This is a genomic window from Methylibium rhizosphaerae (genome assembly GCF_006386545.1).
Taxonomy (GTDB): Bacteria; Pseudomonadota; Gammaproteobacteria; order Burkholderiales; family Burkholderiaceae_C; genus Pseudorivibacter; species Pseudorivibacter rhizosphaerae.
In genome coordinates this window covers 250985-263910 of the sequence record NZ_SWAR01000004.1, presented here as the reverse complement: position 1 = coordinate 263910, position 12926 = coordinate 250985, and the positions used below count along the sequence as shown (strand labels likewise).

7 protein-coding genes and 7 tRNA genes are annotated in these 12926 nt (G+C 67.9%); 5 read left to right on the top strand and 9 right to left on the bottom strand.

The genetic code is table 11. The annotated features are described in order from the left end of the window. The first annotated feature begins 69 nt into the window (after positions 1-69). The gene (locus tag E8D38_RS04800; protein WP_140626584.1) at positions 70-2283 is read left to right on the top strand and encodes a TonB-dependent receptor plug domain-containing protein; all 2214 of its coding nucleotides are present in this window, start codon (positions 70-72) and stop codon (positions 2281-2283) included. Then, positions 2280-2516, top strand: a complete 237-nt coding sequence (locus E8D38_RS04795; RefSeq protein ID WP_140626583.1) for a cysteine-rich CWC family protein — start codon at positions 2280-2282, stop codon at positions 2514-2516. Before E8D38_RS04800 ends, E8D38_RS04795 begins: the two co-directional genes overlap by 4 nt. Here E8D38_RS04795 and E8D38_RS04790 read toward each other — a convergent pair. Beyond that, a complete protein-coding gene (locus E8D38_RS04790; RefSeq protein ID WP_425462748.1) occupies positions 2492-2983 on the bottom strand; it encodes an Lrp/AsnC family transcriptional regulator in 492 nt (163 codons plus the stop codon). The two genes, E8D38_RS04795 and E8D38_RS04790, sit on opposite strands and share 25 nt — an antisense overlap. A gap of 155 nt (positions 2984-3138) precedes the next feature. Between E8D38_RS04790 and glmS the strand changes: the two genes are divergently transcribed. Next, a complete protein-coding gene (gene glmS, locus E8D38_RS04785; protein WP_140626582.1) occupies positions 3139-5019 on the top strand; it encodes a glutamine--fructose-6-phosphate transaminase (isomerizing) in 1881 nt (626 codons plus the stop codon). A gap of 181 nt (positions 5020-5200) precedes the next feature. Here the strand turns inward: glmS and E8D38_RS04780 are convergent, their stop codons facing one another. The 8 genes from E8D38_RS04780 to E8D38_RS04750 form a co-directional block, all read right to left on the bottom strand. Then, entirely contained in the window at positions 5201-6403 is a 1203-nt protein-coding gene (locus tag E8D38_RS04780) for an RtcB family protein (protein WP_140626581.1), read from the bottom strand. A 53-nt stretch (positions 6404-6456) separates the two neighbouring features. After that, positions 6457-6531, bottom strand: a tRNA-Glu gene (locus E8D38_RS04775). A 10-nt stretch (positions 6532-6541) separates the two neighbouring features. Then, positions 6542-6631: transfer RNA gene (locus tag E8D38_RS04770), tRNA-Ser, on the bottom strand. Between the two features lie 10 nt (positions 6632-6641). Further along, positions 6642-6713, bottom strand: a tRNA-Val gene (locus E8D38_RS04765). A 168-nt stretch (positions 6714-6881) separates the two neighbouring features. After that, positions 6882-6961 (bottom strand) — tRNA-Arg (locus tag E8D38_RS04760). A gap of 8 nt (positions 6962-6969) precedes the next feature. Beyond that, positions 6970-7105, bottom strand: a tRNA-Phe gene (locus tag E8D38_RS28185). 7 nt (positions 7106-7112) lie between these two features. Then, positions 7113-7188, bottom strand: a tRNA-Asp gene (locus E8D38_RS04755). 248 nt (positions 7189-7436) lie between these two features. Beyond that, a tRNA-Gly gene (locus tag E8D38_RS04750) sits at positions 7437-7512 on the bottom strand. A gap of 550 nt (positions 7513-8062) precedes the next feature. Here E8D38_RS04750 and E8D38_RS04745 point away from each other — a divergent pair. Both E8D38_RS04745 and xopZ read left to right on the top strand, forming a co-directional pair. Further along, on the top strand, positions 8063-8890 hold the full coding sequence (locus tag E8D38_RS04745) for a nucleotidyltransferase domain-containing protein (protein WP_140626580.1): 828 nt from the start codon (positions 8063-8065) through the stop codon (positions 8888-8890). 199 nt (positions 8891-9089) lie between these two features. Then, positions 9090-12920 carry a XopZ family type III secretion system effector gene (xopZ, locus tag E8D38_RS04740; protein WP_140626579.1) on the top strand — a complete coding sequence of 1277 codons (3831 nt, stop codon included), beginning with the start codon at positions 9090-9092 and terminating at the stop codon, positions 12918-12920. The last annotated feature ends 6 nt before the right edge of the window (positions 12921-12926 follow it).

Here is a 12926-nt window from a genome sequence, read left to right as displayed (position 1 = left end):
GAAGGCCTGAAGAACGCCGCAGGGCGAAGGCCCTTTCGCATCAACGAGCCGCGGAGGGGGCGGCTTCGCATGACCGCAAATCGCAGCCACGTGCTGATGCTGCTGTGCCTGGCGCCGGCCGCAGCGGCCTGGGCACAGGCCCAGTCGGACGACAGCGGCGCATCGCCGCAGGAGCCGGCGCCGCGCGCGCTGGAGCGCGTCACCGTCAGCGGACGCGCGTCGTTGATGCAGCGCTTCTTCGCTTCCGGCTCGCTGGTGCGGGTGGACCGGCAGGACATCGAGCAGATGGGCGCCGACTCGGTGAGCGACGTGCTGCGCCAGCTGCCCGGCGTGCAGGTGAACACCGGCGCCAGCGGCAACCTCGAGATCCGCATGCGCGGCATGGGCCCGGAAGGCACGCGCATCCTGGTCGACGGCGAGCCGGTGAGTTCGCGCCGCGGCGGACAACTGCCGCTCGACCAGCTGCCGGCCGACGTGATCGAGCGCATCGAGGTGGTGCGCGCGCCCAGCGCAGAGTTCTCGGGCGCCAGCGGCGGCACCATCAACATCGTGCTGCGCCATGCGACCGCCAAGCGCGAAACCAACTTGCGGGTGACCGACCAGCATGTGTGGGGCCACAACGGGCTGCAGGCGTTTTTCTCGCGCACCGGCCCACTCACGGAGCCCCAACCGGCCGAAGACGGCGAGGCGCAGGTGCCCTGGGTCTATTTCGTCGCGGCCTCGGCCTCCACACGGCTGGCCGGCAGCGACACCGAACGCCACAGCAGCACCCGCGGGCAGGCGCCTGCCGAGAGCCTGGCGCACGAGAAGGCCCGCTTCCGCACCACCGAATACACCGTCATGCCGCGCCTCAGCGGCCGGCTCGGCAGCCGCGACCAGGTGTCCGTGCGGGCCTTCCTGCTGTCGGGCGAAGGCCGCGGCGACTTCACCAGTGCCGCCGCCGGCAGCAACAGCGCCGGTGCCACCACCAGCCGCGTGGCCGAGCACTCCGAAAGCGATCGCACGCTCGTGCAGCTGCGCGGCGAATGGTCGCGGCGGTTCTCGGGCAGCAAGCTCGAAACCACCTTGTCGGCCCAGCGCAGCCGCGAAGACATCGAACGCGACCGCGACCGCAGCTTCGCTGCTGCCGGCGGCGCCGGCAGCAGCGAAAGCCTGCTGCTCGACGCCCGCCGGGAACGGGTCTACTGGCTGAGCAGCAAGCTTTCGGGCACCGAAGACGCGTTGCTGTGGATGGCGGGCGGCGAATACGAAGATCGCGACCTCGAGGTGAACTCGGTGCAGACCGCCTCACCGCCGCCGTCGAGCGCAGACCTGGGCGTCAGCACCCGGCTGCGCCGTGCCGTGGTGTGGGGCCAGAACGAGTGGGCGCTGCCGGCCAGCACCACGCTCACGGTGGGTATGCGGGCCGAGCGCATTGCCACCCGCAGCCGGTATGCGGGGCAGCAGGCCGAGTTGACCGACACCTTCTGGCAGCCTTCGCTGCACACGCGCACGCCCATCGGCACCGACATGCAGTGGCGTTTCAACCTCGCGCGCCTGACCCGCAAGCCTTTGCTGGCCGACCTGCTCGACCGCCGGCTGCCGGGCCAGGGCGACAACTCGCCCAACAACCCCGACGTCGTCGGCAATCCGCAGCTGCGGCCCGAAACCACCACCACCGTCGATGCAGGCTTCGAGCGCAACCTGTCGCAAGACGGCCAGTTCGGGTTGAACCTGTTCCTGCGCGAAGTGAGCGACGTGGTGGCGCGCCGCGTGACGCTGGACTCCGGCGGGCGCTGGGTGCAGCAGCCCGTCAACGTGGGCGATGCCAGCGTCTGGGGTGTCGAGGCGGACCTGCGCAGCGGCCTTTCATGGCTGGGGCTGGGCCGCGAATGGTCGTTGTCGGCGAACGCGAGCCTGCTGCAGTCGCGCATGCGCAGCGGCGACATGCGTGGCGAGCGCATCCCCGGCCAGGCACGCTACGTGGTGAACCTCAACGTTGCCAAGCCCTTGCCGCCGCGCGGCGGCTGGTTCTGCGGCGCCTCCGTCACGCTCAACGGCGCAGCCGACCTGATGACGTCGCCCGGCACCTCGGGCCGCGAGGCTTCGTATGCCAGCGCCGATGCCTATGTGGGCCGCGTGGTGGCCGGACTTGGCTATTGGCGCGTGGGCGTCTACAACCTCACCGACAGCAAGCGCACACGCGAACGGGTGAGCACCGACGCTGCCGGCAACACCTACGCCGACCGCTCGACCATGCAGCTCACGCCGCGTCTGTTCATCACCCTGGGGACTCGGTTTTGACAGCAGAGGCATCTGCCAACGTCGACCCCGCACGCTGCCCGTTGTGCGGCGGCGGCAATGCCTGCGCGATGGCCTGCGAGAACCCGCAGGCGCGGGGCGGCCCGTGCTGGTGTACGGCGGCGCGCTTTACGCCTGAGTTGCTGGCGCGCGTGCCGCCCGCCCTGCGGCACAAAGCCTGCATCTGCGCTGCCTGCGCGCGGGCGGCGGCTCAGGCCGAACGCGACGCCTGCTGAGGCAGCGCCAGCGCCGGCGCGAATTTGCTGCGCTTGACCGAGAAGTAGCTCTTCACGTTGCGCACGTTCGCGTCGCTGGTGAACAGCCGCTGCACCAGCGCGTGGTAGGCATCCATGTCGCGCACCTGCACCACGAGCACGAAGTCCGGCCCGCTCGAGGTGCGGTAGCACTGTTGCACCGCGGGCTCGGCGATGACCCGTTCCTCGAAGCCGGCCAGCCGCTCGGCGGCCTGGTGGTCGAGCGTGATCTCCACCACCGCGGTGAGGCCGGCCCCGATGGCGTCGGGCGACAGCAGCGCCACACGGCGCTCGATCACGCCGCAGTCCACCAGCCGCTTCACCCGCCGCAGGCAGGTGGCCGGCGACACGTGCACCCGCTCGGCCAGGGCCTGGTTGCTGAGGGAGGCGTCGGTCTGGAGCTGGTCGAGGATGCGCCAGTCCAGGGCATCCAGTTGGGGGGTCATCATGGATGAATTCTTTCATAACCGGCACACAAATGAAGCGTTCGTTCATTCGAGCCTTGTGATGATTGATTCACTCATTGGTGTGTGAATATCGCAAGAAAATTTCCTTGGCGCCTGCCTACCATCGCCGCCATTCCCGTTCAAGAAAGGCCTTCGTCATGTGCGGCATCGTCGGTGCAGTCAGCCAACGCAACATCGTTCCCATCCTCATCGAAGGCCTGAAGCGGCTCGAATACCGCGGCTATGACTCCTGCGGCGTGGCGGTACACCAGGCCGGCGGCCTGCGCCGGGCGCGCAGCACCTCGCGGGTGGCCGAGCTCGACGCACAGGTGGCTCAGGAAGAAGTGCAGGGCGGCACCGGCATCGCCCACACCCGCTGGGCGACGCACGGCGCGCCGGCGGTGCACAACGCCCACCCGCACTTTTCGCACGGCACCGGCGCCGACGCGTTCAAGGCCAAGCCGGGCCGCATTGCGCTGGTGCACAACGGCATCATCGAGAACCACGACGAGCTGCGCGACGAGCTGAAGGCCCGCGGCTACCTCTTCACCAGCCAGACCGACACAGAGGTCATCGCGCACCTGGTCGACTCGCTCTACGACGGCGACCTGTTCGACGCGGTGAAGCGAGCCACGCTGCGCCTGAAGGGCGCCTATGCGATCGCGGTGTTCTGCCGCGACGAACCGCACCGCGTGGTGGGCGCCCGCGAAGGTTCGCCGCTGGTGCTGGGCGTGGGCGTGCAATCGGGCGAGAACTTCCTGGCTTCGGACGCGATGGCACTGGCCGGCGTGACCGACCAGATCATCTACCTCGAAGAAGGCGACGTGGTCGACCTGCAGCTCGGCAAGTACTGGATCGAGGCGCGTGATGCGAGCAACGGCAACGCCGAGCGCTTCGTGCGCGTCGAGCGTCCGGTGCGCACCGTGCATGCCCACACCGGCGCGGCCGAGCTGGGCCCGTATCGCCACTACATGCAGAAGGAAATCTTCGAGCAGCCGCGCGCTATTTCGGACACGCTCGACGGCGTGGTGAGCATCACGCCGGAGCTTTTCGGCGACGGCGCCTACAAGGTGTTCAAGGACGTGGAGCAGGTGCTCATCCTGGCCTGCGGCACCAGCTACTACTCAGGCTCCACTGCCAAGTACTGGCTGGAGTCGATTGCCGGGATCCCCACCAACGTCGAGATCGCCAGCGAGTACCGCTACCGCGACAGCGTGCCCAACCCCAAGACGCTGGTGGTCACCATCAGCCAGAGCGGTGAAACGGCCGACACGCTGGCGGCGCTGAAGCATGCGCGCTCGCTCGGCATGCCGCACACGCTGACCATCTGCAACGTCGCCACAAGCGCGATGGTGCGCGAGTGCGAGCTGGCCTACATCACGCGCGCCGGCGTCGAGATCGGCGTGGCCTCCACCAAGGCCTTCACCACGCAGCTGGCGGGCCTGTTCCTGCTCACGCTGGCGCTGGCCCAGGTGCGCGGCCGCCTCAACGAAGCGCAGGAAGCCGAACACCTGAAGGCTATGCGGCACCTGCCGGTGGCGCTGCAGAGCGTGCTGGCGCTGGAGCCGCAGGTCATCGGCTGGGCCGAGGCCTTCGCCCGCAAGGAAAACGCGCTCTTCCTCGGCCGCGGCCTGCACTACCCCATTGCCCTCGAAGGCGCGCTCAAGCTCAAGGAGATCAGCTACATCCACGCCGAGGCCTACCCGGCCGGCGAGCTGAAGCACGGCCCGCTGGCGCTGGTGACGAGCGAAATGCCGGTGGTGACCGTGGCGCCCAACGACACCCTGCTCGAAAAGCTCAAGAGCAACATCCAGGAAGTGCGCGCCCGCGGCGGCCAGCTCTACGTGTTTGCCGACGCCGACACCCGCATCGAAAGCAGCGAGGGCGTGCACGTGATCCGCATGCCGGAACATTACGGCGCACTGTCGCCCATCCTGCACGTGGTGCCGCTGCAGCTGCTGGCGTATCACACGGCCTGCGCACGCGGGACGGACGTGGACAAGCCTCGGAATCTGGCGAAGAGCGTGACGGTGGAGTGAGGGGGGCGCCGGCGGCCTCTGCTCCCTCTCTCTGTTGTGTCGATGCAAATTAAAAGGGGCGCCCGAAGGCGCCCCTTGAAGATGCGATGGCAAGGTTCAATGAGACCTCTTCCCGAGCTACCGACCTTGAAGCCGGGCAGGACTCGAACCCACGACGACGAAGCAGACGCCAGCCGATCCTTCAGCCCTTCACACACAGCACCTGCTTGAGTGTGTGCTCCACGCTCACCAGATCGCTCTGCGCCGCCATCACCGCGTCGATGTCCTTGTAGGCGCCGGGAATCTCGTCGAGCACGCCTTCGTCCTTGCGGCACTCGACACCGGAGGTCTGGGCAGCGAGCGCGTCGAGGTCGAAGAGGCGTTTTGCCGCACCCCGTGAGTGGCGGCGACCCGCACCGTGCGAGCACGAGCAGTACGCCAAGGGGTTGCCCTTGCCGCGCACGATGTACGACTTGGCACCCATCGAGCCGGGGATGATCCCGAGTTGGCCTACGCGCGCGCTCACCGCGCCCTTGCGGGTGATCCACACCTTCGACCCGAAGTGCTCTTCGACGGTCGCGTAGTTGTGATGACAGTTGATCGCTGCCTTGGTGGAGCCGATCTCCCGGCCCATCGTGTCGCGGATCGCGCGCATCACGCGGAACAGCATCAGGTCACGGTTCAGCGCCGCGTAGTCCTGCGCCCATTGCAAGGCTTCGACGTACTGGTGGAACTCGGGCGAGCCTTCGTTCAACCAGGCGAGGTCGCGGTCAGGCAATGCGACGCCGGCCTTCATGGCGGCTTCGCGGGCCATGCCGATCGCCGCTTCACCGATCGTCTTGCCGATGTTGCGCGAACCCGAGTGCAGCATCACCCACACCGCGCCGGCCTCGTCGAGGCACAGCTCGATGAAGTGGTTGCCGCCGCCCAGCGTGCCGAGCTGCTTCCAGATCTTGCGGGCGTCGACCGAGCCGAGCACCTGCAGGATCGAGAGCTTCTCGAAGCGCGCGTAGAGCGCGTCCATGCGCTGCTTCAGCACGCGCCCATGCGCCGCTTCGTGCGTCGGGTTCAGCTCCTTGTCGTGGATCGAGAAGCCGACGGGCACCAGCGATTCGATCGCCGAGCGCATCGCCGACAGGCTGGTGGGCAGGTCGCCGGCGCTCAGGTCGGTGCGCACCGCGCACATGCCGCAACCGATGTCCACGCCGACAGCCGCCGGGATGATCGCGCCGCGGGTCGGGATTACCGAGCCCACGGTCGCGCCCTTGCCCAGGTGCACGTCCGGCATGATCGCCACGTGCCCGGCCACGATGGGCAGGCCCGCGATGTTGCGGATCTGGTTCAGCGCCTGGTGGTCCACCTCGACGCCTTCTGTCCATCCCTGGACGTTCTTCATCAGCTCCATGGCTGTTCTCCTTGTGATGGTGGTGCGCCCGGGTGGCATGAACCAGCCGCGTGTGGCGTCCCGTACGGGAATCGAACCCGTGTTTCGACCTTGAAAGGGTCGTGTCCTTGCCGTTAGACGAACGGGACGGCAACAAGATGGCGGAGAGCACAGGACTCGAACCTGTGCGGCGCTTGCGCACCGGCTTCGGCGTAGCAAGCCGACCCCTTACCGCTCGGGCAGCTCTCCATCGGGTTTGTGGTCCGAGGTGCGAACGATCCACTGACCTGCGCCTTGTGAGGGCGCTTCTCTGCCGCTGAGCTACCGGACCGAAGGCAACGTCATTCGCGGTGGTAGTCGTCGCGCTTGCCCTTCGTCTCAGACGGGAAGCCCTTGCGGCGCTTGCTCGTCACTTCGAAAACAGAACTGCTGGTCCAGCTGGATCTCTGCGCCACACCAGAAAGAAATTGGTCCTCGCGGATGGGAACGCACCTTTGGTTGGTACCTCGTGCACGACTCGAACGTGCGACCTCCGGCTTCGTAGACCGGCGCTCTGGAATCCTGCTGAGCTAACGAGGTTCTGTTGCTGGTGCCGAGAGAGGGCTTGCTCGCTTCGCTCGGCCTTCGGCCCGCGCCTGCGGCGCGTCCAACGCCTGCGGCATTGAGCGATCCCCCGACGCACGCGCCTTCAACGCGCCGCTCTACCAACTGAGCTATCTCGGCAATGATCTGGCGCCCCGTGCGGGGGTCGAACCCGCGGCTTCCGGCTAGACAGGCCGGCACTCTGGCCACTGAGTTAACGGAGCGTTATGAAGGTCATGGTGGAGGTGATAGGGATCGAACCTGCAGCCTGCAAGGCGGCTGCTATTCCTGCTGAGCACCATGGGCTTCGATCTCATTGCGGTTGTGCTCCAGCGCGAGCGCGGTGCCCCGCTGTGATGTGCTCTCGCTGCGCGAGCGCAAGGGTCCCTGCGCCGCACATTCCGGCCGCCCCTGCACGTCGAGGGACGCATGCCCGGCCGTTGTGCCGGAACACACCCGCAATGAGATGTCTTGGAGCGGATACCGGGCATCGAACCCGGGGCCTCGGCCATGGCGTGGCCGCGCTCTCCCTGCTGAGCTATATCCGCTTGGGTAGCGAACGCGCGCCGCACCCAGTTGTGCAGGCGTGTTCGCGGCAACTTGTCAAAGAGCGATCCGCCAGCGCCAACGCGAAGGCGGTGCGTCCCTGTGGGGCGCGAAGGTGAGCTGGCTGCCAACCGGCTCGGCAAAAACAAAAAGGCCCGGATCCTTTCGGAATCCGGGCCTCGACTTGTGATCGAGTGGAGGGGACGCGCCTTATGCGCCTCCCTTGCCCGGATGCATCCAATCCTCGTAACCAAGCGACCCGACGGGGCGCTGGCTCTTGACGGGATGCCGTTCATTCATCGTGACGACCGCGGTCTTGCCGAAGGCGGCGCGCACGAACGCACACTGGCCCTTCAGGGGCAGCGAGCGATTTGCGGTGTGGTCTTGGCGTAGCACGATGAACTCTTCGGTGTTGGGTTTCAGTTGATCGGATCTCGATGCCGTTGTCGGCAGCGAGGAGGCGGACTGTAAAGACTCTTCACTTCGTCGTCAAGCGAGTGCGACAATCTTTTTTTGACGCCGCGTTTCATCGACCACGAGAAAGAGCGAGAGATGAGCGAACCATTCAAGAGCGGATGCGCTTGCGTCAGTACGCAGGCGCATCCGATCGATCCCGCAGTGAGGCAAGAGATCCTGCGCAAGCTGCAGGCCGTGGAAGCCGAGCACGACGTGCGCGTTCTCTATGCGTGCGAGTCGGGCAGCCGGGGCTGGGGCTTCGCCTCGCCGGATTCCGACTACGACGTTCGCTTCGTCTTCGTGCGGCCCGCGAAGGAATACCTGCGGGTGACTCCGATGCGGGACGTGATCGAGGAAGTGCCTGGCCCGGTCTTCGACGTGAATGGCTGGGACGTGCGCAAGGCGCTGCAACTGCTCGCCAAGGGCAACGCCACGTTGGTGGAATGGCTCAGCTCGCCGGTGGTGTACCGGCAGGACGATCGCTTCGTGCAGCGCCTGCGGGACGTGGCTTCGGCGGTGTACCAGCCGGTGCGCTCGTTCCATCACTACTTCGCGATGGGGCGCGGCAATTTTCGCGAGTACCTTCAAGGCGAGCAGGTGCTCGCCAAGAAGTACCTCTACGTTCTGCGGCCCCTTCTTGCGGCGAAGTGGGTTCTGGAACGGCCTGAAGCGCCACCGATGGCATTCGAGTCGCTCATGCGCGAGTTGGTGGGCGATCCTGCCGTGCGTCAGGACATCGAGGAGCTTCTGGCCCTGAAACGCCGCAGCGGCGAGAAGGAGTGGCTGCCGGCTCGCCCCCTGTTGAACAGGTACCTGAGCGGGCTGCTGGCTGAGCTGGCCGAAGCCTCTCCAGGGGATGGCATGCCCGACATGACGCTCCTCGACGAGTTGCTGGCCGAGACGGTGCTTGCCGGGCGTGCATAACCAGGGGCGGCGTCTAGGCTGCCTTTGCCGGGGCCGATGCAGCACTTCGCTGCGTCGCGCATGCCTTCCGGCCGCACATGGCGGCTTGGCGTGCCCCCGACACACTGCTTCGAGAGAGGGTCCTCCGCATCCCAAGAGCATCGCTCGGTAGGTATCTGCACGCCTTCGTTGTTTGAACTCGCGCTCCGGTACCTGCCTCATGCCCAAGATCCCTTCGCGCCCGACCAACAGCGCGCTCCTGTTGCCCGGCATGGGCAACACGACGGCGCACACCGGCGAGGCCGGTGCCAAGCTCTACACGCTCGACCCGCTGGTGGCGCGCAACGAAGTGCTGTCTGCCCAGGCTGACCCTCTGGCGCGGGCCCGGACCCTGACTGCCGAGCCCGTTGCCGAAAGCACGCCACCGCCGACGATGGTGCCGCGCCTCGCGCTGGGCAAGCTGCTGCACGGCGCTGCGAGGGTCATGGGCTTCGCGCGCGGCGAGCCGGTGGCGCACGAACATCTGCTGCGCTACGCCGGCACGAAGCTCGAGCCCGGCGCGCCGGCTGGCGAAGCGGAAGGCGGCTTGCAAAAGACGCTGTCGTCGTTCATCTCCAAGCTGGCCGCCGAGCAGCGCGCCATGGACGCGCGCATCGCCGTCAACCAGGTCGCCGCCGCCACTGAGGTGGTGGCCGGCCACCTGGAACGCACCGAAGGCGAGATGGCGCTGTTTGCGCGGCGCGTGGGCACGCTGTCCGACCGCGCCCATCAACTTTCCCGGCAAGGTGTCGCGCTTGCCGCCGAGCTCGCCACCACGCGAGAAGAGATCGCCTTGACCCGTGATGTGCTGACGTTGACCCGCGACATGATGGCGCAGGAGCGGCAGGCGCTCGCAGCGATGCGCGATGCACCGCTGCCAGGGCAGAGCCCGATCGCGGGCACCGGCATGTCACCGTTGCGCGACCTGTTGAGCTCGGAGCGCGAGCATGCGCAGCGCAGCTCGAACCTCGCGGCGCTGGAGGAAGTGCATGCCCGCAAGAGCGAGGTGCTGTCCGGCTTGCAGGCCAGGGCCCTCGCCCTCGAGCAGCGCCAGCAGGGACTGCAGGCGCAGACCCTCGACGCCCAGCGGATCGCCGGCGCCAGCGAGCGGGACCTGTGGGACAGCGATCGCGCCGCCGACCAGCTGCGCTCGCATCAGGCGCCGCTGCAGCGCGTGGGCGAGGCGCGCGAAGGCGTGAAGGCGACGGCCGATGCGCAGGCCCTCGAGGCGGTGCAGTCGTTTGCCGCGCTCGAGGCAGCCCGCTGCCGTGAGTTGCTCGAAGCCTGCCCCGGCTTCGCGCAGACAGCCAACCTGCAGCCCTTGCGCGATGCGGTGCAGGGCTGGAGCCGGTCGCTGCCGGAGCGGCTGGCCCGCTTCGGCGGTGAGGCGCTGCCCATGAGCCTGGCCATCAACATGGCGTTCGAGGCGCTGAGCGTGGCCACGGGTGGCCATGCGTTGCACGCCGCCGAGCTCGTGCATGAACTGCAGGCCCTGCCGCTTGCCGCCTTGGTTTCACAGCCGGGCGGCGAGGTGGCCGCCAGCGCCTTCGCACAACGCCTGGCCCGGCTGCTGGCCGACGAAGGCGCGGGGCTGCAGATGCTCGAGCTGCTGCTCGGGCCCGCGCAGGCGCCGCTGGGCAAGGCGCAGGCCGAGGCCGCCCGCCTGTACCTGCTGGCCGACGAGGTGCGCCTGAATCTGCCTGAAGCCGACGCTGCGCAACGCGAGTGGGTCGCCGCAGCGCAACGCGCGGCCCGCAGCGTCACGCATGCGGCCGAAGCGGACAAGGCGCTGGCGGCTTGTTCGCCGGACGAGCGCGCGGCCTATCGCGCCTTCCGCAACGGCTACGACAGCACCGCACCGGGCTCGGACTATGACAAGGCCAACCAGCATCTCAAGAAGCCGCTGCAGTGGCTCACCGAACGCGCCGCATCGCAGGGCAGCCCTGCGGTGCTCGCGCCCTCCAACCCGTTGAACGCGCTGCGGCAGGCCATGGCCGTGGGCGCTGCGACGGCGCTCCCCACGCCCGCGCGGCAAGCGGCCAAAGCATTGGAAGAGGCCGCTGCGCACCTCAACGCCTACCTGGCCGCGCGCGCCCATCAGTTGCCCGCCGGGCACATGCCGTCGCAGGGCGAGCTGGCGTGGCAGGCCATTGCGTACCACGTGCAGTGGCGCCCCGAGGGCAGCGACCTCACCACGATGAAGCTCGACACGAAGGCGTTGCAATCCATCGAGCAGCACCGTCGCGACCTGCAGCAGTTCTTCGAGCGTGAAGCCCGTGCCAGGAGCGGTGGGCAGCCCATCGTTGCCGGACTCACCCTGGACTCGACCTGGCAGGAGCTGCGCACCGGCAGGTACACGGTGCTGCAAGCCATGAACATGCTGCAGGGGCACCTGCCCTCTGCCGCCTCGCCCGGCGACGAAGTACGCGTGCACGACGCGGTGGCCCGCGCCAACCGGCTGCTGCGCGACGGCAACCCCACGAGGGTCACGTCGGCCAGGGCGCTGTTCGACATGACGCGCGACATGATCGAGAACCTCGAATGGCGCGACCGGCTGCGTATCACCGGCCAGAAGGTCTGGGGCGCGAACACCGGCCCGCTCTCGGGCGCGGTGGCCGCGGCCAGCCTGCCCACCGGTGTGGGCCTCAAGCTCAATGCCAGCGTGCAGCACAACAGCGACCAGGTGATGGAGATCTACATGGGGCGCACCGGCCTGTACCTGCAGCTGGGCGAGCAGCAGACCCTGCAAGGGCAGCTGGGGGCGGGGGCGAACTTCGGCTACGTGTGGTCCATCGGCGACGAGGCACATGGCGCCCGAGCCGGTCTCGGCGGCGCAGCCGACTGGAAGGCCAGGGGCGAGACAGGCCTCGAAAGCGGCGTGCAGCTGCGCGTGCTGCGCTTGAGCAAGGGCCAGGAGCCCGAGCTGATGGCCAGGTTCATGGACGTGTACGAACACCTGATGGATCTCACCGACCGCGCGCAGCGCGGCGAGCCCGTGCCGGACGACTGGATGCACGAGCTGCTGGCCTGCCACGACAACCTGAACATCGGCCTCATCGACAACGCAGTGCGCAACACGGTCGGCACCGAAACCAACGGCACGTTCTTCGCAGGTGCGCGGCTGGGCGAAGTGGACGACCGCCCGCGGCGCGTCAACCTCTCGGTCTCCGGGGGCTTCAAGGCCAGGCAGGACAAGACCCGTACCGAAACCAAGGTGGCCGGCTACATGACCACGCTGTACCGCGACTCCACCGCGCAGACCAAGGTCGAGGGCAATGTGCGCGCCACCGCCGGCGTGATGCTCAAGCAGTGGAGCGAGCCGGACGACAAGGGCCGCCTGCAGCCCAAGGGCAGCCTCAGTGCGGCGGGGGCCGACCTGGCCTATGCGGCAGAGGTGCGCGCAGAAGGCATCACGCGCTTTTGCACGCTGTTCACCATCGACAAGAAGATCGACCCCGTGCGCAGCGACTGCGCGATGGACTTTCTGGACTTCGCCGCTTTCGAGCGCGAGGTGCGGCGCGACTGGAACACCTGGGTGAACTACGGCACCGGCAAGCTGCCCGCCGACATGAGCGAAGGCATGCGCTACGCCGTGGCCGAGCGACAGCTCGAGGACTTGCTGGAGCAGGGGCGCAGCTTCGCCGCGCACAACAAGTTCGCCACCGTCTACATGGACAAGGCGCTGAAGGCCGAGGCCGCACCCGTGCTCGACGGCCTGCGCGCACTGGCGGGCCTGCAGCGCAAGGGCGGGCGCGAAGCAGAGGCGCAGCGCACCGAGCGCCTGTTCGACGACGTGATCGCCCAGCCGGCGATGTGGGAGCCCACCATCTTGTTGCTGCGCGAAAAGACCAAGGCCGAGGCCGACCGCGGGCTCGACTTCGTGCTCAAGTGGCAGAACAACCGTATTGCCGAGGCGATGCGCACCGTGGGTCAGTGGCCGCTGTACGAGCCGGTGCCGCGCGCCGAGCCGGGGAAGAAGCCGGATCCGGCGCGCGCTTGGCGGGGCCGTTGATGGCCA

Coding starts and splice junctions, on each gene's coding strand:
- E8D38_RS04790 (WP_425462748.1), bottom strand. CDS start 2,983: ATGATGACCCCCCAACTGGATGCCCTGGACTGGCGCATCCTCGACCAG.
- xopZ (WP_140626579.1), top strand. CDS start 9,090: ATGCCCAAGATCCCTTCGCGCCCGACCAACAGCGCGCTCCTGTTGCCC.
- E8D38_RS04780 (WP_140626581.1), bottom strand. CDS start 6,403: ATGGAGCTGATGAAGAACGTCCAGGGATGGACAGAAGGCGTCGAGGTG.
- E8D38_RS04800 (WP_140626584.1), top strand. CDS start 70: ATGACCGCAAATCGCAGCCACGTGCTGATGCTGCTGTGCCTGGCGCCG.
- glmS (WP_140626582.1), top strand. CDS start 3,139: ATGTGCGGCATCGTCGGTGCAGTCAGCCAACGCAACATCGTTCCCATC.
- E8D38_RS04745 (WP_140626580.1), top strand. CDS start 8,063: ATGAGCGAACCATTCAAGAGCGGATGCGCTTGCGTCAGTACGCAGGCG.